Below are 19917 nucleotides of genomic sequence, written 5' to 3'. Positions count from 1 at the left end.
TAAAATGATTCTTTTATGCATGCTTAGTGTAAATAATAGATTAGATTTATGCTTGATCATTTGAATTGAAGCGAAAGGTCTGATCGCCCAACATGCTACGACGTCGATGAAATGCTATACAGTGACATATTGTTTTTTCCAATGGTTTCTTTTTTAAGATAGATTTAATAAACGGGTCAGTCATTTTATATTTTTAAATTCAAATCAATTGGTTTTAATTTAGTTATTGACTTTTATTGTGATTAATTATTTTGATTGGATATGTTGAGAAAAATAATAGTATTAGATGAATATGGTTTTCATCATTTTAAGAAGAAGAAAGCTGTGAGTTTTATAATTTATTTTTATTTTTTTGCAAAATTACGCTAATTTGTGCGAATTAACATGAAAGATGAATCTAAAAAATGTCAAACGGAAATTATTCATCCTCACATGAAAATGGGGAGCTTGCACGGAGCTTATCCAATCGCCATTTACAATTGATTGCGATTGGTGGTGCGATTGGGACAGGTTTATTTATGGGGTCTGGAAAGACGATTAGTCTTGCAGGACCTTCGATCTTATTTATTTATATGATCATTGGTTTGATGGTATTTTTTGTCATGCGAGCGCTTGGTGAATTACTGCTGTCAAACTTACAGTACAAATCTTTTATCGACTTATCTACTGATCTGATCGGACCTTGGGCGGGATATTTTGTCGGTTGGACGTATTGGCTGTGTTGGGTCACGATTGGTATCGCTGATTTATCTGCCATTATTTACTACTTAGAGTTTTTTAATGGTGGAATGTCATTTAGTCCTTTAGAAGGGCTACTGATCAGTACGGTTGCTGTACTGTTTGTCTTGGGCTTGAACTTGGTCACTGTAAAATTGTTCGGTGAAATGGAGTTCTGGTTTGCAATGGTCAAAATCACGGCAATTATTGTGCTTATTGCAGTAGGTTTATGGATGATCTTTACTGGATTTATCAGTGAATCAGGCACAGTGGCAAGTGTTTCAAACTTGTGGACACATGATGGGATGTTTCCAAAAGGTTTGGATGGCTTCTTAGCAGGCTTCCAAATTGCAATTTTCGCTTTTGTTGGAGTGGAGTTAGTCGGGACAACTGCGGCTGAAACCCAAGACCCGAAACGTAATTTACCTAAAGCGATTAATTCGATTCCAATTCGTATCATTATTTTCTATGTTTTGGCATTGTTTGTGGTGATGTGTGTAACACCGTGGGATCAAATCAATCCTAAAGTAAGTCCATTTGTGAATATTTTCTCACAAGCTGGTATTGCTTCTGCTGCCATTATCATGAATTTGGTGGTTTTATCTTCAGTAATGTCATCTATGAATAGTGGTGTGTTTTCAACCAGCCGTATGTTGTTTGGTTTGTCGGTAGATCGCCAAGCGCCCAAGTTATTTGGAAAATTGTCTAAAGCTTCTGTACCTGCAAAAGCGTTGATTTTCTCCTCTATCTGTATCTTTATTGGTGCATTTGTACAGTTTGTTTATAAAGTGCAAACAGGTACCAATGATGAGGTTACGGCATTTACTTTGGCAACGACTTTATCCACCATTTTATTTATCTGTGTTTGGATCATTATTATGTGGAGTTATATTAACTACCGCAAAAATAGACCTGAATTACATGCACAATCGACTTTTAAGCTTCCAGGTGGAGTCGTGACGTGTTGGGTGGTGATTTTATTTTTCCTTGCCACAGTGTATTTCCTTGCTTTAGATGAAACGACTTTGGAGGCTTTAAAAGTCAGCCCAATTTGGTTGATTATTTTGGCAATTGGTTATTTCTGTTTCTATAAGAAAAAACAGTAATTTACTATTTCAAAGATTCTCATAAGAAAACGTCAGTGATTCACTGGCGTTTTTTTTATTATCAAATTAAGCTTTACGGTTTAATACTTTGGTCAATCGTGTGATCAAGGTATACTGCTTAAAAATTGAAAAGATAGGTCTTCAAATGCGTCGTGTCATTTGTTACATCAGTGTTATGGCAATGGCTACTGTTTTGCTCGGTTGTGGTCAGTCAGGTGATTTACAATTACCCAATGATCCAAATTATGATAATCGAGCAAAATATTTGCTTTATCCGAATACAGAAAATAAAACCACGACTTCAGAACAAAAAGTTGTGGCAACGCTTGATGCACCGACTGCATCACAAGCGACAACCAATTAAATTTTTAGCTTTCATTGAAAGGATACATTCATGAGTTTTTCCCGCATTAATGAGGTATTGCATGCAGAGCAATGTTCTTTAGAGCAGCTTGCACAGCAATTTGGCACACCGCTTTATGTGTATTCTAAAGCAACGTTTGAAAAACATTATTTGGATATGGATAAAGCATTTGACTTTATTGATCATCAAATTTGTTTTGCGGTGAAGTCAAACTCAAATCTTGCGGTTCTGAATGTATTGGTAAAATTGGGTTCAGGTTTTGACATTGTGACAGGTGGAGAGTTGGCACGTGTGTTAGCCGCAGGTGGCGACCCATCAAAAATTGTTTTTTCAGGTTTAGGTAAACAAGAAGCAGATATTCAAAAAGCGTTAGAAGTGGGTATTGCTTGTTTTAATGTTGAATCCTATGCCGAACTTGATCGTATCCAAAAAGTTGCTGCACAGTTCGGTAAAAAAGCACCGATTTCTTTACGTGTAAATCCTGATGTAGATGCAAAAACCCATCCCTATATTTCAACGGGTTTAAAAGAAAATAAATTTGGGATTCCATCTGATTCAGTTTTTGAAACCTATCAATATGCTGCATCTTTACCAAACTTAGATGTCGTGGGAATTGATTGTCATATTGGTTCACAGCTTACCGAAACACAGCCTTTTGTGGATGCACTTGATCGTGTGATTGCGATGATTGAGCAGTTACAAAAACTGGGTATTCATCTAAAACACATCGATATTGGTGGTGGTTTGGGGGTGACGTATAAAGATGAGACACCGCCAAGCGTTGCTGAATATGCCAATGCACTGCGTCCTGCATTGGAAAAACTCGGTTTAAAAGTCTATATGGAACCAGGTCGTAGTATTTCTGCCAATGCAGGGGTGTTATTGACCAAAGTAGATTTATTAAAACCGACCAATCACCGTAATTTTGCCATTATTGATGCAGCGATGAATGATTTGATTCGTCCATCACTGTATCAAGCATGGATGGATATTCAAGTTGTGAGACCTCATGCTGATGTTGAAACAAAAACATGGGACATCGTCGGTGCGATTTGCGAAACAGGTGATTTCTTAGGGAAAGAGCGTGAACTTGCGATTCAAGCCGATGATATTTTAGCGGTCATGGGTGCAGGTGCTTACGGTTTTGTCATGAGTTCAAATTATAATAGCCGTGGTCGTGCTGCTGAAGTCATGGTTGATGCTGATCAAGCACATTTAATTCGTAAGCGTGAAACAATTGAATCTCTGTGGGAAAATGAACAATTATTGCCTTAAGGAGTCAGTGTAAATGTTATTAGAATTTACCAAAATGCATGGTCTGGGCAATGATTTCATGGTGGTGGATCTGATTAGTCAACGTGCTTTTTTTGATACTGCAACTATTCGCCGTTTAGCAGATCGTCATTTTGGGGTAGGTTTTGATCAATTGTTAATTGTTGAACCACCTGACTTCCCAAATGTGGATTTTAAATACCGTATTTTCAATGCAGATGGTTCTGAGGTTGAGCAGTGTGGCAATGGTGTACGTTGTTTTGCTCGTTTTGTACATGAGCGTCAACTGACCAATAAGACCAAGTTTAAAGTACAAACTTGTGCAGGCATTGTTGAACCTGAAATTGGTGCGAATGGTTGGGTACGGGTCAATATGGGTTATCCGAAGTTTCTGCCAAGTGAGATTCCTTTTGTTGCTGAAGAAGCCGATGCTTTGTATGAGATTGCACTTGCCAATGATGAACAGTTGACCATTGATGTGGTGAATATGGGCAATCCGCATGCGGTGACGATTGTATCTGATGTACTCACTGCTGATGTTGCTAAAATTGGTCCTCAAGTTGAGTCGCATATACGTTTTCCTCAACGTGTTAATGCAGGTTTTATGCAAATTATTGATGAAAAACATGCGCGTTTACGTGTGTTTGAACGTGGTGTAGGTGAAACCATGGCATGCGGTACAGGTGCTTGTGCTGCGGCTGTTTCTGGTATGCGCCGTGGTTTGTTGGCAAATAGTGTTGAGATCGAGTTGGCAGGTGGTAAGTTACAAATCGAATGGAAAGAAGGTGATGTGGTGTGGATGACAGGTCCAACAGCAAATGTCTATGAAGGTCGTTTGGACTTACGATATTTCCAAAGTTGATTTGTAGTTATTGCTAAAAAGTAGATTTGAAAATCTTAAAAGCCCTGAATTAATTTGGGGTTTTTTATTTAAATTTGTCCCAGAGGAGTTTTAAAAAATAGGGCTGTGATCACCTAAATTTTACATCTCAAGTAGGCAATCACAACACAGCTTGTCATAATCTCGATATACTTTATAAAATTGACATTATTTTTGATTATTCTAAATGATGCTTTTGTTTATTTAACATTTCAAGGAAATGACATTGATTGCTGCTAGCCGCAAACAGGTTTCCCATATTCCTGAACATTTAATCACATGGCTGTATGCCCAAGGTTCCCTCACACAACAACTGACAGATCTTGCGGATGGTGTATTTAAAGTTGAACCGACCGAAGAACATTTCCAACGTTTAAACTTTTTGGATAGTCAGTGGATGAATATGCCAAATCAACATACAGCATGGGTACGTGAAAGTTCTTTATATGGTTGTGAGCGGGATGCTTGGGTCAAAGCCAAAAGTATTTTTCCGATTTTAAGCTTACAAAAACGTGCTCGGCTGTTTCAGCACATTGGGCGTAAACCGATTGGAAAGTTTTTATTTCAACGTACAAATCCTGCGTGTGAGCGTCGAGTATTACTTTTAGAAGATGGTTGGACACGCCAAAGTTGTTATACTTGGCATGGCTGCAAATTTATTGTGCAAGAAACTTTTTTACCTGCTTTTGAGCAATTCCTTGAAAGTAAATCGTTGAAATAAGGTGTTGGATTTTCATGGCAACTCTGCAACAAACCACATGGCGTGACCGCTTAGAAGCATATTATTATCTGTGTCGTTTTGATAAACCAATCGGTACAGAGTTGGTATTTTGGCCAACCATGTGGGCATTATGGATTGCAGCAGGTGGTATTCCTGACACCGTGACCTTAATCGCAATGGTTTTAGGCACGATTTTTATGCGTGCAGCAGGGTGTGCGATCAATGATTTTGCTGATCGAAAAGTTGATGCACATGTCGAACGCACCAAGAACAGACCTTTGGCAACAGGCGTTATTTCTGCGACAGAAGCAGTTTGGGTATTTGTTGCCTTGGTTGCAGCCAGTGCATGTACGTTGTTTTTCTTACCAATAGCAACTTTTTACTGTGCTTTGGCTGGTTTGGTCTTGGCATTTATTTATCCATTTATGAAGCGTTATACCCATTTACCGCAAGTGGTTTTGGGCATGGCATTTTCATGGGGTATTCCGATGTCGTTTACAGCCATGGGTAAGCCTTTGGACTGGACATGTTGGTTATTGTATTTTGGTAATTTGGCATGGACAGTGGCGTATGATACACAGTATGCCATTACAGATCGTGAATATGATTTAAAAATCGGGGTGAAGTCGACTGCAATTTTATTTGGAAAATATGACATTCAAATCATCTCTTTGTTGCAAGCCACGGCTGTCATTTTGATTGGTGCGAGCTTATATTTAGAGAATTTATTATTTCCTTATGGTCTAATTGCATTATTGGTGGTGGTGGTTGATTTTATTTATCAATGGACAAAAACCAATGATCGTGACCCACAACGTTGTTTTTGGGCGTTTCGCCATAATCGTTGGGTTGGATTGATCATTTTTGTAGGTATTTTTGTGGCGTTGTATTTTAAAAATTAAAAAAGCATAAAATCACTGCATTTTCATGAAAGCATCCTAGTAAGATGCTTTTTTTTATGTTTTATTAGATCAATGCTCATGAAGAGCTTAACAACAATAAAATGAGGATTTGCATATGCAACAGTTACTTAAAAAATCTCTAATCGCTTTAAGTTGTAGTTCGGTTCTATTTTTTGCAGGATGTAGCGATGACGATAATGATTTTAGTTTTATTGGAGAATCAAAAACTAAAACATTTAAAGTCGATAATGATGTTGCGAATGTAGCGAATAAACACGATATTTTTACTTATACCATGCCAAGTGTTTTAAATAAAAATATTGATGCAACCACTTTAGTCTTTACGCCTAAAGGCAATGCGCCTGTAGGTGGATGGCCAGTTGTTGTGTGGGCACATGGTACAACGGGTGCAGCAGATCAATGTGCACCATCTGCAAATGCATTAGATGGTTTGGAAAAAAACTTGATTATGGCATTGCTACAAAAAGGTTATGCAGTAGTTGCCCCAGACTATGAGGGTTTAGGCAATAAAAAAGTTGCACATCCTTATCTCAATCTACAAAGTGCTGCAAAATCAATTTTATTTGCTTTAGATGAGGCGAATAAACATTATGGTAATTTATCTAAAAATTGGAGTGTGATCGGTTGGTCGCAAGGTGGTCATGCGGCTTTAGCTGCGGCTGAATACAGTAAAGCATTACCTAGTTATAATTTTAAAGGAACTATTGCAATCGCACCCGCATCATATCTTGCTGAAACCTTAGATATGGGAATGGATGTTGCTAATAATTTAGCAATTGCACAAGATTTTAAAAGTGCAACTGAGGTTAGTGCAACTCTACATACGTATGCTGCGATTGTCAGTTCAGGGATAAAAGCAGGCTCTACAACTTTTAAATATAATCAGGCATTTGTAGATGCTAAAGTGCCACTTGCTGAGAAAGCTGAGAGTTTATGTTCACCAGAGTTAGCAGTAGAATTTGGTAAAGACATTGCTAATAGTTTACAAGCAAATCACGGTAATCTGAGTAAGTATCAAGCCTTACAGCCAAATTTTAAAGAAGATCCTGATATTGCAAATTACTTAGCGGATAATACTCCAGCGAAAATTAAACTTGAAAAACCAGTTTATATTTATCAAGGTAAAGCCGATACCACAGTGCCTTATCCAATCACGGTAAAATTAGTCGAAAATATGTTGGCGAAAAAAACTGATGTTCATTTAAAGCTTTTAGAAGGAAAAACACATAGTACGGCTGTATCAGATAATATTCCTGCATTGGTGAATGATGTGGATGTATTAATGCGTCAATAGTCTGAATATGTTTGAAAATTGATTCTAACGTGTTTTAAAGAAACGTCTGATGCTTTGCATGGGGCGTTTTTTATTTGAGTTAAATTATGTGTTGTTTGCTGAATATTGATTTTTAATCTGTTTTTGAAAGGCATATGAAAGAGAATAAAAATGAAAATAAATTCATCATTATTAGAATTTGCTAAAAATATGCGTAGCCATGCTACGGATGCAGAATATTTGATGTGGCAGATTTTACGTGCTAGATGATTTATGGATTTAAAGTTTCGTCGTCAGCATGTGATTGCGCCGTATATTATGGATTTTTACTGTCATGAGCTTGGTTTGGTGATTGAGTTAGATGGCAGTCAGCATGGGACTGATGATGCAGTTGAATATAATGCCGAACGGACTCAATTTTTAGAGGCTTTGGGTTTTAAAGTGGTGCGGTATTGGAATCATGATGTGTTGGGGAATACTGAGGTGGTTTTAGAAGATTTGTGGAGTGTTTGTAATGAATTAAAAAGCACCTCTCCCTTGCGCAGCAGTGCTGCTCATCTCCTGAAAGGAGAGGAAACTTCATTACGTATCAAATAGTAAGAAAATTAGTAAAGGATTGCTCTCTCTCCCTATGGGAGAGGGTATAAAATTTAGCTATTTTCTGCGGATATTTTCTTCTGATCATTAGATACAATAGCTTGTTTAGGATCAGCTTTTTTATTGGCTATACCAAAGGGGATGTGAACAGATGCAATACTGTTAGCAGTTCTTTCAAGGTGAGTAACTTGATCATCAAAGAAAATATGTGGATTTAAAATTTCTAAGACTCTACGTTTTTCAATACCGCCTAAGAAAAACGCTTCGTTTATTGTATCTATTCCCCACGCTCTTAAAGAGTTTATGACTCTTTTATGGGCAGGTGCATTTCTTGCTGTAACAATAGAAAGTCTTAATCTACTTTTATAATCAGAATTTTGAGACTGATATTTAATTTCTTCTTTTTGTAAAGTTGAAAGTTCTTTTAATAATTTATGTAAAGGACCAATATTTGCAGGTTGATTAGCTAAATTTTCTTCATTTTCAATAAATGCGCCAAGACCACTTTCTTTATAGACTTGTTCGGAAGAATCATCAGCGATCACTCCATCAAAGTCGAAAGCAATGCGTAGCTCTTTATCATGTGCTACATCAAATATGTGGCCTTTTAATATTAAACCAGCAGGATATCCGGCAAGTATTGCTTGATTAACATCAGTTTCATTGGCTGAAAGAAATAAGCTAATATTTAAAGCATTGATGTATTTATGTGGTGTGCGACCTTGTAAAAAAATTGCTCTTTTAATCCCTAAACCATAATGTTCAATAGAGTTCATGACTCGTAATCCTGTATTAGGGTCATTACGAGAAAGGAGGATAACTTCAACAAATGGTTTATCTTTGGGGAAAATACTGTTCAAACTAAGAAGTCGTTGAATAAAGGGAAAAGCTACGCCTGGTTCTAAGAGGATATTTTCATGTTCACGCTGATATTCACGATATGTTAGTTCTCCTTGAGTTCTAAATACTTCATCTGATTCTTCTAGATTAAACAATGCACTTGAAGCTAAGCCTATAACAAGTTTTTGTTCTAAATCATACCCACTCATTTAATTACTCCTTTAGCTTCAATTTTTTGACCATTAATTGATAATTCAATATTAATTCTTTGATTTTTATTAATTTTTTCTAAATCTTTAATTTGAATATTTAGTGGGATGGCTGTATTGCTAATAGGTTTATCAGCTGAAAAATAAATTTCTTGCTTAGCTGCTTCTTTATGAGTTGGAAAACCTCGTAAAAAACTTTCATTCAAGTTTTTATTTTCTAGCCATTTGTTTGGAAACCATAATGTAGATATAAATAATAACCCCCACGCTATCATAAAAAATCTTCCAACACGAATTGGAATTTTACTTACAGATGGTTTAGCTAAAATGAGTTCTCTACTATAGATAACTTTTAAAAATGTAAAGTAATTTATAAAACTTCGATTTAAGTTGAGACTCCAAAAATTATTTACTTTGCTTGTAAAACTGTTATTGTCAGTGTTTCTATCTAATTGTTTTATAACATCGCCATTTATTTCAGATTGTTCTGTCGAGAACAATTGATAAAATTCAGTTAGATTACTATCTACAGCCAGATTCTTATCATCTTTTTTATAAAACTTTAAAAGATGCTGTTCTATGGTTTCTAATTTTTTCTCCCAAAATTCTTGCCAATATTTAGCTCCAGCCGCAACAGCAGTCTGAGAATAGGCAACATAAAATCCTACTGAGCAAAGAATTAGATGGACGTATGGGACCGTATTGCTTGAATAAATTAAACATGCAAATAAAACACCCTGAAATATCATAAAAAAATTATTTCTTTGAACTAGTTGTCCAATTTCTAAGTTTCTTGTTGCTATAGTAATTTCATAAACACTTTTTAATCGCCCTAGATGTTCTTCATCCTTTGTTTTCTCAAATGGATTATTTTGACCTTCAATTACAATATTATTATTAAAAGTTCTATTATCGTTGTTAGTGATATTTTTGGTAAAAAAGTCTTGAAAAAAATCTTTCATGTAGTTAAAGATAAAAGGCTGAATAATCAGCCTTTTATCTTACATCTTATTTATTAAATTACAACACCTTAAAGCGCCGCAATCTGCTCCATATTCGCTTTAATCTTCGCTAACTGATCAGCGAACTCAGCAAGTTTAACTTTCTCGCCTTCAACCACAGCAGCAGGGGCTTTCGCCACAAAACCTTCATTGCCCAATTTAGTCGCAATTTGGTCATGTTGCTTTTGAACCTTGTCGAAGTCTTTTTGTAGACGACCCAATTCCGCTTTAGGATCAATCAAACCTTTCATCGGGACAAATACAGACACGTGACCAACGACAGAAGACGATGACAATGGTGGTTGTTCAGCATCTGCAAGGAAAGTAATGCTTTCAACTTTTGCCAATGCTTTAAACAACGGCTCAATACGTGCAATCTGTGCTTTTTCAGTATCAGTGGTGTTTTGAAGCAGAACAGGCAACAAACGTGCATTACCTAAGCCCATTTCACCACGGATGTTACGAACCGCACCAATCAAACCTTGAAGCCATTGCATATCAGCTTCCGCTTGCTCATTGATACGTTCAGGATTGGCAACAGGGTATTGCGCCAGCATGATGGTATCACCTTTGATGCCGATCATCGGCGCAAGTGTCTGCCAGATTTCCTCTGTTAAGAAAGGCATCAATGGATGTGCCAAACGTAAAGAAGCTTCCATCACCGCAAGAAGAACACGGCGAACTTCAGCTTTACGTTCAGTTGATACATTTTCATCATTCAGTACAGGCTTAGTCAGCTCAACATACCAGTCACAGTATTCATTCCAGATGAATTCATAAATTGCTTGCGCAGCCAAATCTAAACGATAGGTTGCAAATGCCGTTTGAACCGCTTGTTCAGCTTTCTGTAAACGACTGACGATCCACTGTTCAGGTAATTCCCAAAGGTCTTGACGAACTTCCTGACCAATTGGTTGTTGCTCACAGTTCATCATCACGAAGCGTGTTGCATTCCAAATTTTATTGGCAAAGTTACGGTAACCTTCAACACGTTTCATGTCGAATTTGATGTCACGACCCGTATTGGCAAGTGCACAGAATGTGAAACGAACCGCATCTGTACCGTAAGCTTGAATCCCTTCTGGGAATTCTTTACGCGTCGCTTTTTCGATTTTCGGCGCAGTTTTCGGGTTCATCAAACCAGTAGTACGTTTCTGTACCAAAGTTTCAAGATCAACACCGTCAATCAAATCTAATGGGTCAAGTACGTTCCCTTTAGACTTAGACATTTTCTGACCTTCGCCATCACGGACTAAACCATGTACATAAACAGTTTTGAACGGAACTTGTGGCGTACCATCTTCATTTTTCATGAAATGCAACGTAAACATAATCATACGTGCAACCCAGAAGAAGATGATGTCAAAACCAGTCACAAGTACGTCAGTTGGATGGAAAGTATTTAAGAAATAGTTTTGTTTATCTTTCGCTTCGTCGCCCGTCCAACCTAAAGTTGAGAATGTCCACAGCGCAGACGAGAACCATGTATCCAAAACGTCTTCGTCCTGTTTTAGTTCAACATCAGTGGCAATGTTATTTTTTGCACGAACTTCTTCTTCGTTACGACCCACGTAGATGTTGCCTTCAGCATCGTACCAAGCAGGAATTCGGTGACCCCACCACAATTGACGAGAAATACACCAGTCCTGAATGTTATTCATCCAAGCCATGTACATGTTGCTATATTGCTCAGGTACAAATTTGATGTCGCCATCTTTAACCGCTTTGATTGCAGGTTCAGCAAGGGGTGCAATTTTCACATACCATTGATCTGTCAGTAATGGCTCAACGATCACACCTGAACGGTCACCACGAGGTGGTTTCAATGTGTACGGTTGAATTTGATCTAACCAACCTTCAGCTTCAGCTTGTTCAACTAATTTCTTACGTGCAGCAAAACGTTCTAAACCCACATATTCAGCAGGTGCAGGGATGGTTTTAGAAATTTGTTCACCCGCTTTCGCGATGTATTCAAACTCAGCCAAGATCTCAGCATTTTTGTTGAAAATATTGATAATTGGCAATTCACAGCGTTTACCTACGTCATAGTCATTGAAGTCATGTGCAGGGGTGATTTTTACACAGCCTGTACCGAACTCTTTGTCTACATATTCATCTTTAACAATCGCAACTGCACGACCTGTAATTGGCAGGATAATGTTTTTACCTACAAGGTGTGCATAACGTTCATCATCAGGTGCAACTGCAACGGCACTATCACCGAGTAGAGTTTCAGGACGAGTTGTTGCAACCACGATGTAATCTTTACCATCGTGTGTGCGAAGTGACTTATCTTCAAAGAAATATTTGAAATGCCACAATGAACCTTGTTCTTCTTTATCAGACTCAACTTCAAGGTCAGAAAGGGCAGTTTGTAGTTTTGGATCCCAGTTTACGAGGCGTTTACCACGGTAGATCAAACCATCTTCGTGTAATCTAACGAATACTTCTTTTACTGCATTCGATAAACCTTCATCCATAGTGAAGCGTTCACGTGACCAGTCTACAGACGAACCTAGGCGACGGATTTGACGCGTAATCGTGCCACCTGATTGTTCTTTCCATTCCCAGATTTTGTCGATGAACTTTTCACGACCTAAATCATGGCGACTAATGTTTTGTGCACCCAGTTGACGTTCAACCACCATCTGGGTTGCGATGCCCGCATGGTCAGTCCCTGGTTGCCATAAAGTGTTTTTGCCAGACATACGGTTGTAGCGCGTCAAAGCATCCATGATGGCATTGTTAAAACCATGACCCATGTGCAAGCTACCCGTGACGTTTGGTGGCGGAATCATGATACAGAATGATTCTCCCTCACGAGAGGGTTTGAAGTAGCCATTCTCTTCCCAAGTCTTATACCATTTTTTCTCGATCTCGGTAGGATCGTAAGTCGTAGCAATGTTTTGCGCTGAATCAGTCATAGTCTAAACAGATCAAAAGTAGATAAAAAATTGTATTCATTGTAGCAAAATATTTATCGGCTTTGTTGATTCTGATTCAGCTCATTTACTGCTTAGACATGATTTTTAAATTTGATCTTTAAAAATCTAGCTTGTGTAGCATTTGTATGTTGTTCAAAAAAATATTAAAAACAAAAATAAAAACAGTGAAATATCCTACTAAATTAGTCAAAATTACAATAAAAACTATAAAACCTGAGCTAAAAGAGTGGCTTAATCGTCAGTGAAAACCCAAAAACAAGGATAAAAAGACAATGCATAAGCAATAATGCTTTGCTAATATCTCAACACCGTTGACCCATAATATTAACAAAAGGCTGATTTGCATGACTTACAAAATTAACTTAGCAATCAATACCGAAACGTATCAAGCGTTAAAAAATGTGACTGAGCGTTTGAACCAAGGTGACAAGGAAAGTTTATCTAAACAATTGGGGAGTATATTTACCGAAATGTCTTGTCAGGTTTTAGAGCAAGTTTTTGGACGCTTAATTGAAGAAAAACGAGGCAAAACTTTGGATGCAGCAGGACAAAAAAGTTTAAAAGAAGCTGAACAAATATTTGAACAAATTGAAAGTGCGCTTAGAAAATATATGCCATGGTCAATTTCATTTTTTGGTAATGATCGTTTAAAACCCGTTGCAAATCATATTTTACAAAAGTTTGATCATTCAAACCCTGAGCAAATCTATATGTACTATGTACTCGATCGTCAGTTAGGTGAGGAAGCTAGTCAAAATATTGAACAAGTTTTAGCGGGAAATATTCAAGCTTTGCCTGCAACCTTGAAAAATTTGGTAAAAATTATTGATCTGGGGATTTCTGAGTTCATTCGTGATCCAAAAACGTTATTAAAATTTAACTTTGTGGTCGATAAAACCTTAAATGGTGTGATCAATATGATCACCAGTACAGGCTATAAACGACTTGAAAAAGTGGGTGATGAATACAAAGCCAGTGATGCTGAAAAAGCACAACATTATGCAAAACATTTTAACCACTTTTTGGTACGTGCATAGCATATTTTAGCCATTGATCAATGGTTTGCATGAAATTGTTTTTATGGCATATTTACAATAAATGGGTGAGGAATAGATGTCATGGAAGGAATAGAAAATAAGGTTGTTTGGATTACTGGAGCTTCATCGGGTTTAGGTAAAGCATTAGCCAAAGAGTGTGCTTTACAAGGTGCACATGTGGTACTAAGTGCACGCCGTTTAGATGAGCTTGAAAATGTCCGAATCAGTTTGCTACATCCAGATCGGCACATTTCGGTTGCTATGGACATTACCCATGAATCACAGGTTCGCCATGCCTACGAGCAAGTGTTGAAAGAAAAAGGGCGGATTGATTGGCTGATTAATAATGCTGGCTTAAGTCAACGTGCCTTGATTGTAGATACCACTATGCAAACTGAACGTGCCATTATGGAAATTGACTATTTTTCACAAGTCTTTTTAACCAAAACGGTTTTACCGACTTTTTTAGCGCAAAAATCAGGTCGGATTGCTTATGTGTCGAGTATTACAGGTTTGTTGGGGACGCAATATCGCGCATCTTACTCGGCTGCAAAAGCTGCGATTCATATGTGGGCAAATAGCTTACGTGCTGAAGTGGCGCAAGATGGGGTCAATGTTTCAGTCATTTTCCCTGGTTTTGTCAAAACTAATGTATCGTTTAATGCGTTGAATGGTGAAGGTAAGCCGCAAGGACATCAGGATGAAGCCATTGAAAATGGTTTAGATGCTGAGGCGTTTGCGCAACAAACAGTTGAAGCGCTGCAAAAAGGTGAAGAATTTATTGTGGTGGGTGGACGTAAAGAAAAACTTGGCGTGTTAGTGTCACGTATTTCACCGAAAATTTTATATAAAATGATTCGGAAGATGAAAGTGAAATAAACGCGTGTTTAAAAATATAAGAGAAATCTACATGAAAATAAAATTAAAGTTAGCCTGTGGATTTTTCTCTTATATTGTAACGAATACAATGGTATTTGCTATTGATTGCACAAATGAATCCCAAACTTTCAGCCGTTTTAAAACAATCTGATGTGGCTGACTCATCTCATCATTTTTTGACTGTAAACTATTATTCTATTTAATCAAATATTCTATAAATGCAAAATGGTACTAAAAAATTGTAAAAAGCTTAAAGCTCAGGCATTACAACAGAAATTTATTCTAAAATTTTATGGACAGCAATACCGTGTGTCTAAAGTACTTAAAAATGAGTATGTTTATGAAATTGAGTTAGAAAAAGTGAAGCGCTGTGGGTTAGTATGCGCTTAAAGCTACACATTTGAGTGAAAAAGATAACTATGTTAAAGAGTGAAATGACTTTAGAACAACTAAATCAATATCTAGCAGAAAAAGCCAGTAGTATTCGAACAGCATTCAAAATACGTGACTATTATCGTGCAAACCAGCAACTTTTAGAGTTAATCCAAGTCGTACCTAGACATCAAAATGTATTATGTGATTTAGCGATTACAGAAATGCGTTTGGGTCATTATCAAGTTGCATACGATTATTTGCAACGTGCGATCCAGTATCATCCCCATGCAGTTGAAATTAATACTTACGATGCAATGTGTGAGGTCTGTTACTTTTTAAAGGATAGCCAGCAACAACAATATTATGGGCGTTTAGCCAATCAAGCTAAAAAAGATCAGGTCAAAGATGAACCTAAGATAGCTTTACTCACATCAGAAGCTCCTGTTTTTGATCGAAATCAAGTATTAGAAAATATCATTAGTTACTCCTTGTTTGGAGATTCACCTCGCTATTGTGAAGGTGCAGTTTTAAATGTGAAATTTGCCCAAAAAATCTTTCCGGAATGGACATGTCGTTTTTATATAGATGAAACTGTACCACAGCAGGTGGTGATACGACTTCAAGCTTTAGGTGCACAAATCATTTATGTAAATGCGCAACAAAAACAAATTTCTGGATTATTTTGGCGGTTTTTTGTGATGGATGATCCGAAAGTTAAACGCTTTTTAGTACGAGATGCAGATTCATTTTTATCTTATAAAGAAAAAGCAGCCATTGAAGATTGGATTAGTTCAAAACGTTATTTTCACTGTATGCATGATGCTTATGACCATGTTGAGTTACTTTTGGCAGGTATGTTTGCAGGTTGTACGGGTGTTTTTGAAAATATCGCACAGGATATACAGCAATTTTTACACAGAGATCGCTATTTGATCGAAAGGGTGATGGATCAGCACTATTTACGTTACTGTATTTGGCCCACAGCACAACAAAGTATCCTGATCCATGATAGTCAAGGCTATGATTCAAAAGGTATTATATTTCCATTAAAAACCCTAGAATATGACGATGGTTTTTATATCGGACGAATTGAGGCGAATAAAAAAGTTAAAGTTCATCATGACTTTAAAATCACAGATACAGTGGGTTGGAGGTTGAGAGATCAGCACCATCAGATAATTTGTGAATATGATGTAAAAGAGCTAAAAGAAAAATATTTTTATTTAATGTTGTCTAAATTATATACTGATCATTTGGAGTCTGGAAATTGGTATATAGAAACATATAAAAAATAATAGACATAAATTTAGAGTTTACAGCTTTAAAAAGAAAGTCAGTATCTAAGTACTGACTTGAATAAAAGATTAAAGTTTTTTCCACACCGTATCTTCATCTTTAAAATTAACTAAAAAGGAAATTCCAGACTCATCCTCAACCAAATATGAAGAAGGATTTTCCATTTTAACTTTTAATAAAGTACCAGCCGCAATGGTAATCGGTTCTAAGTCACCTTTTTTTAAGGTCATCGGTTGCAATAATTCGATGATATCCATAAATATATCCTAGATAATGATTCAAAAATAAAGTTATGAATAAGATTATGGCATGTCTAAATGATTATTTTATTGAATTGAAACTTAAACCATACAAGCAGTTGTATTGACTTGATTACAGATTAACTCTTTAGCTGTGTGAGATATTGATCAAATTTTATATGAAAATAATATTTGCTCTGCAAAATATCTCACACCACTGATAATTATCTTATTAAAGTTGTACTGTTGCACCTAAAACCTTAATAAATTGTGCTAACCATGCAGGATGAGCAGGCCAAGCAGGAGCGGTAATCAAATGCCCATCCGTAACTGCTTCAGTCACAGCAATGTCTGCATATTGCCCCCCAGCAAGTTTCACTTCAGCAGCACAAGCAGGATAAGCTGAACACAAACGACCTTGAAGCACATCTGCTGCTGCTAAAAGTTGTGCACCATGACAAACTGCTGCAATTGGTTTTTTGGCTGCATCAAACTCACGTACAATTTCAATCACACGTGTATTCATACGCAAATATTCAGGTGCACGCCCACCAGGAATGACAAGACCAACATAATCAGCACTATTCACTGCTGCAAAATCATAATTAATAGCAAAATTATGACCACGTTTTTCACTATAAGTTTGCTCGCCTTCAAAATCATGAATAGCGGTAGCTACCGTATCACCTGCTTTTTTATCCGGGCAAACAGCATGTACTGTATAGCCTAAGCCTGTTAAAAACTGGTATGGCACCATCGTTTCATAATCTTCGACATAGTCACCCACCAACATCAAAATTTGTTTAGACATAAGATTTTCCTTTTTAACTTGCGTGATACTTATAGATCGACCATAGCAGATTGATATGAGCGACTTAATCAGACCAATAGATATAAAGATAAGTTTGAAAATACAGCGTTTTTGTATGTAAGTAGTATGACAAGTTACTAAAATATAAAAAAATTAAGTGAGTGCCATATTTTTATTTAAGCTTTTAGGCATAGTATGAAAATCTAAATTTAAAAAATGACTAAGGAAATGAATGTTCAATGTTTAAGTCTTTTTTTCCAAATCCAAAATGGTTTTTTGGGTCTTTGTTAGTATGGTTCGTGATCAACCTAATCTTATGGTATAGCGGAGGAAAAGCATGGGGCGAATTTATCGGTTTTCCGCAAGGTTATGCTAATGCTGAATTACCGATTAATGTAAGTCGTTTTTGGTCAGCAAAGTTTTTATGGTTTTATTTATGGTTTTTTACTGCGACAGCAATATTTGCAGGACTTTGGAAATGGCGATCTGATCATAAATGGCAAGCATGGTCAGTGTGGGGATCGGCATTTATTTTATTTAATGTGTGGTTTGGCGTGCAAGTTTCTGTTGCGATTAATGCGTGGTATATGCCTTTTTATGATCTAATTCAACAGATGCTTTCCAATAAAGGGGGGGATATTGCTAAATTATATTTGGGACTTCTCGATTTTTTATATATCGCAATTGTAGGTGTCACCTTAGCAGTATTAAACAACTTTTTTGTGAGTCATTATATCTTTCGTTGGCGTACGGCGATGAATGAATACTACACATTGCATTGGGCTCGATTACGTCATGTTGAAGGTGCATCACAACGTGTACAAGAGGATACCATGCGTTTTGCAACGACAATGGAGTCCTTAGGCATTGATTTAATTAAAGCAGTAATGGTACTTATTGCATTTTTACCTGTATTGATTCAATTATCGACATATGTGCCCGTACTGCCTGTTATTGGTGAAATAAAATATTCATTGGTTTGGGCAGCAGTGAGTTGGGCGATCTTTGGTACAGTTTTATTGATGGTAGTGGGGATTAAACTCCCTGGGTTAGAGTTTAATAATCAAAAAGTAGAAGCAGCTTATCGTAAAGAGTTAGTCTATGGTGAGGATTATGTAGATCGGGCAAAACCAACCACCTTAAAAGAACTCTTTTCTAAAGTAAGACTGAATTATTTCCGTTTATATTTTCATTATGCTTATTTTAATTTAGTGAGCATTTGGTATATTCAATTAGATATTTTATACAGTTTAGTCGTATTATTTCCATCCATCGCAGCAGGAACAATTACATTGGGATTGATGACACAAATTGGAAATGTATTTGATAAGGTACGAGAGTCTTTTCAATATCTTATTAGCTCATGGAAAACCATCATTGAACTTTTATCTATTCATAAACGTCTAAAAGCCTTTGAGTCTGTATTAGACGAGAAATAATTTTCAAAACTTTAACAACTTTAAAAAGAGAGCATATCCAAATGTTCTCTTTTTTATTAAATGCCTATAGGTGTCAATGGTTTTAATGTGTGGCGTGATAGAAGTTTAAAATCGTACGAACTAAACTTTGATTGTTTTGATTAAAGGTCACATGAATTTCACGAAAGTTAAAATCTCCATCATCGATATATTTGGCAACCCCATGTGTTTTATAACTAATTTTTGGAATTTGATAACTAAAAAATGCCGTAGTTTTATTGGGATAAACCAAAGTTAATTTTTTATTACGGTCTTGAGTACCGCCATATTCATATTCAAGACTTTGTTTGAGCAAGTGGGGAAAATACAAACTCGCTGAAGGATAACCGCAGCCCGCACATAATGAAGAATCATACAAAGAAATGGCTTCTTGATGATTTGGACTCATGAGTAAACTTGAACCTGTACCATTTGCACCAGCATGGGTTTGAATATCTTGCCAATGCCGAGGAACCAAAAGCACGCCTATTTCAGGTAAGTAAAGTAGCTTTAATTGTTTAGCGTACTTTTCCTCTAATTTAAAATCAAAATGACACGATTGTGTATGGCATTTTGGAATTTTTTCAATCAAACCTTCATCTATAGGATTCAGTGCTGTTACGCCATAATAGGGGACACTGACTCGATCTTGAAAAGTGGCGTTGCCGAGAAAATACTGCTGATTATGCATTTTACGTGTTTGAACAGGATCAGAAAATTGAGGAAATTTAGGTTGAAATATACTGATTTTTGCATAGCTCAAAGTAGTTGTACTGAGTAAGCAAATAAAAGCGAAAATTATTTTAAATTTCATTTTATAGTTATGACTATGTAATTGTACTAAGTATATTTAATCACGCTTAAGCACAAGCGACACCTAAAAATATTCAGAGATAAAAATATTTTAGATGTGCTCTATTTATACTGAAAAAATGTTAATAAAAAATGCATTGCTTGAATGGATTTAACTTTAAT

At 36.6% G+C, this 19917-nt stretch carries 17 protein-coding genes and 1 pseudogene; 12 read left to right on the top strand and 6 right to left on the bottom strand.

Translation table 11 applies throughout. From position 1 onward, the window contains the following. Positions 1-404: 404 nt before the first annotated feature. From DJ533_RS13565 to DJ533_RS13530, 8 genes and pseudogenes are all read left to right on the top strand, one after another. Positions 405-1823: an amino acid permease gene (locus DJ533_RS13565; protein ID WP_065994655.1), complete on the top strand. Its 1419-nt coding sequence runs from the start codon at positions 405-407 to the stop codon at positions 1821-1823. 145 nt (positions 1824-1968) lie between these two features. Beyond that, complete coding sequence (gene lptM, locus DJ533_RS13560; protein WP_065994654.1) at positions 1969-2187, top strand: LPS translocon maturation chaperone LptM; 219 nt, start codon at positions 1969-1971, stop codon at positions 2185-2187. 30 nt (positions 2188-2217) lie between these two features. Beyond that, entirely contained in the window at positions 2218-3462 is a 1245-nt protein-coding gene (gene lysA / locus DJ533_RS13555; protein ID WP_065994653.1) for a diaminopimelate decarboxylase, read from the top strand. A gap of 13 nt (positions 3463-3475) precedes the next feature. Then, positions 3476-4321, top strand: a complete 846-nt coding sequence (gene dapF, locus DJ533_RS13550; protein WP_065994652.1) for a diaminopimelate epimerase — start codon at positions 3476-3478, stop codon at positions 4319-4321. Positions 4322-4559: 238 nt separating this feature from the next. Beyond that, positions 4560-5060 (top strand): chorismate--pyruvate lyase family protein, encoded by a 501-nt coding sequence (locus DJ533_RS13545; protein ID WP_065994651.1) that lies wholly within the window; start codon positions 4560-4562, stop codon positions 5058-5060. Between the two features lie 14 nt (positions 5061-5074). Beyond that, positions 5075-5962 carry a 4-hydroxybenzoate octaprenyltransferase gene (ubiA, locus tag DJ533_RS13540; RefSeq protein WP_065994650.1) on the top strand — a complete coding sequence of 296 codons (888 nt, stop codon included), beginning with the start codon at positions 5075-5077 and terminating at the stop codon, positions 5960-5962. Between the two features lie 115 nt (positions 5963-6077). Continuing rightward, complete coding sequence (locus DJ533_RS13535) at positions 6078-7277, top strand: alpha/beta hydrolase family protein (RefSeq protein WP_065994649.1); 1200 nt, start codon at positions 6078-6080, stop codon at positions 7275-7277. 150 nt (positions 7278-7427) lie between these two features. After that, positions 7428-7853, top strand: a pseudogene (locus DJ533_RS13530) (endonuclease domain-containing protein). Positions 7854-7906: 53 nt separating this feature from the next. Here DJ533_RS13530 and DJ533_RS13525 read toward each other — a convergent pair. The 3 genes from DJ533_RS13525 to DJ533_RS13515 form a co-directional block, all read right to left on the bottom strand. After that, complete coding sequence (locus tag DJ533_RS13525) at positions 7907-8902, bottom strand: 5'-nucleotidase (protein WP_065994648.1); 996 nt, start codon at positions 8900-8902, stop codon at positions 7907-7909. Next, positions 8899-9864 (bottom strand): RipA family octameric membrane protein, encoded by a 966-nt coding sequence (locus DJ533_RS13520; protein ID WP_065994647.1) that lies wholly within the window; start codon positions 9862-9864, stop codon positions 8899-8901. The genes DJ533_RS13525 and DJ533_RS13520 overlap by 4 nt, the downstream gene beginning before the upstream one ends. A gap of 68 nt (positions 9865-9932) precedes the next feature. Then, on the bottom strand, positions 9933-12827 hold the full coding sequence (locus tag DJ533_RS13515; RefSeq protein WP_065994646.1) for a valine--tRNA ligase: 2895 nt from the start codon (positions 12825-12827) through the stop codon (positions 9933-9935). 365 nt (positions 12828-13192) lie between these two features. On the opposite strand from DJ533_RS13515, the gene DJ533_RS13510 reads away from it, so the two are divergent. The 3 genes from DJ533_RS13510 to DJ533_RS13500 all read left to right on the top strand — a co-directional run bounded on the left by DJ533_RS13510 (position 13193) and on the right by DJ533_RS13500 (position 16434). Then, positions 13193-13885 carry a hypothetical protein gene (locus DJ533_RS13510; RefSeq protein WP_065994645.1) on the top strand — a complete coding sequence of 231 codons (693 nt, stop codon included), beginning with the start codon at positions 13193-13195 and terminating at the stop codon, positions 13883-13885. 81 nt (positions 13886-13966) lie between these two features. Then, a complete protein-coding gene (locus DJ533_RS13505) occupies positions 13967-14764 on the top strand; it encodes an SDR family NAD(P)-dependent oxidoreductase (RefSeq protein ID WP_065994644.1) in 798 nt (265 codons plus the stop codon). Between the two features lie 434 nt (positions 14765-15198). Next, on the top strand, positions 15199-16434 hold the full coding sequence (locus tag DJ533_RS13500) for a tetratricopeptide repeat protein (protein WP_171488565.1): 1236 nt from the start codon (positions 15199-15201) through the stop codon (positions 16432-16434). 69 nt (positions 16435-16503) lie between these two features. On the opposite strand, the gene DJ533_RS13495 is transcribed toward DJ533_RS13500, so the two are convergent. Then, complete coding sequence (locus tag DJ533_RS13495) at positions 16504-16692, bottom strand: hypothetical protein (RefSeq protein ID WP_065994642.1); 189 nt, start codon at positions 16690-16692, stop codon at positions 16504-16506. Positions 16693-16906: 214 nt separating this feature from the next. Further along, positions 16907-17485, bottom strand: a complete 579-nt coding sequence (locus DJ533_RS13490; protein WP_065994641.1) for a DJ-1/PfpI family protein — start codon at positions 17483-17485, stop codon at positions 16907-16909. 239 nt (positions 17486-17724) lie between these two features. Here DJ533_RS13490 and sbmA point away from each other — a divergent pair, with 239 nt between their 5' ends. Next, positions 17725-18924 carry a peptide antibiotic transporter SbmA gene (gene sbmA, locus DJ533_RS13485; protein WP_065994640.1) on the top strand — a complete coding sequence of 400 codons (1200 nt, stop codon included), beginning with the start codon at positions 17725-17727 and terminating at the stop codon, positions 18922-18924. A gap of 82 nt (positions 18925-19006) precedes the next feature. Here sbmA and DJ533_RS13480 read toward each other — a convergent pair whose 3' ends face one another. Further along, a complete protein-coding gene (locus DJ533_RS13480) occupies positions 19007-19756 on the bottom strand; it encodes a DUF4850 domain-containing protein (protein ID WP_065994639.1) in 750 nt (249 codons plus the stop codon). Positions 19757-19917 lie beyond the last annotated feature (161 nt).

The organism is Acinetobacter defluvii (assembly GCF_001704615.3).
Classification (GTDB): domain Bacteria; phylum Pseudomonadota; class Gammaproteobacteria; order Pseudomonadales; family Moraxellaceae; genus Acinetobacter; species Acinetobacter defluvii.
The sequence above is the reverse complement of the archived record's forward strand: the minus strand, read 5'-3'. Positions and strand labels throughout refer to the sequence as shown.

Coding starts and splice junctions, on each gene's coding strand:
- DJ533_RS13565 (WP_065994655.1), top strand. CDS start 405: ATGTCAAACGGAAATTATTCATCCTCACATGAAAATGGGGAGCTTGCA.
- lptM (WP_065994654.1), top strand. CDS start 1,969: ATGCGTCGTGTCATTTGTTACATCAGTGTTATGGCAATGGCTACTGTT.
- lysA (WP_065994653.1), top strand. CDS start 2,218: ATGAGTTTTTCCCGCATTAATGAGGTATTGCATGCAGAGCAATGTTCT.
- dapF (WP_065994652.1), top strand. CDS start 3,476: ATGTTATTAGAATTTACCAAAATGCATGGTCTGGGCAATGATTTCATG.
- DJ533_RS13545 (WP_065994651.1), top strand. CDS start 4,560: ATGACATTGATTGCTGCTAGCCGCAAACAGGTTTCCCATATTCCTGAA.
- ubiA (WP_065994650.1), top strand. CDS start 5,075: ATGGCAACTCTGCAACAAACCACATGGCGTGACCGCTTAGAAGCATAT.
- DJ533_RS13535 (WP_065994649.1), top strand. CDS start 6,078: ATGCAACAGTTACTTAAAAAATCTCTAATCGCTTTAAGTTGTAGTTCG.
- DJ533_RS13525 (WP_065994648.1), bottom strand. CDS start 8,902: ATGAGTGGGTATGATTTAGAACAAAAACTTGTTATAGGCTTAGCTTCA.
- DJ533_RS13520 (WP_065994647.1), bottom strand. CDS start 9,864: ATGAAAGATTTTTTTCAAGACTTTTTTACCAAAAATATCACTAACAAC.
- DJ533_RS13515 (WP_065994646.1), bottom strand. CDS start 12,827: ATGACTGATTCAGCGCAAAACATTGCTACGACTTACGATCCTACCGAG.
- DJ533_RS13510 (WP_065994645.1), top strand. CDS start 13,193: ATGACTTACAAAATTAACTTAGCAATCAATACCGAAACGTATCAAGCG.
- DJ533_RS13505 (WP_065994644.1), top strand. CDS start 13,967: ATGGAAGGAATAGAAAATAAGGTTGTTTGGATTACTGGAGCTTCATCG.
- DJ533_RS13500 (WP_171488565.1), top strand. CDS start 15,199: ATGACTTTAGAACAACTAAATCAATATCTAGCAGAAAAAGCCAGTAGT.
- DJ533_RS13495 (WP_065994642.1), bottom strand. CDS start 16,692: ATGGATATCATCGAATTATTGCAACCGATGACCTTAAAAAAAGGTGAC.
- DJ533_RS13490 (WP_065994641.1), bottom strand. CDS start 17,485: ATGTCTAAACAAATTTTGATGTTGGTGGGTGACTATGTCGAAGATTAT.
- sbmA (WP_065994640.1), top strand. CDS start 17,725: ATGTTTAAGTCTTTTTTTCCAAATCCAAAATGGTTTTTTGGGTCTTTG.
- DJ533_RS13480 (WP_065994639.1), bottom strand. CDS start 19,756: ATGAAATTTAAAATAATTTTCGCTTTTATTTGCTTACTCAGTACAACT.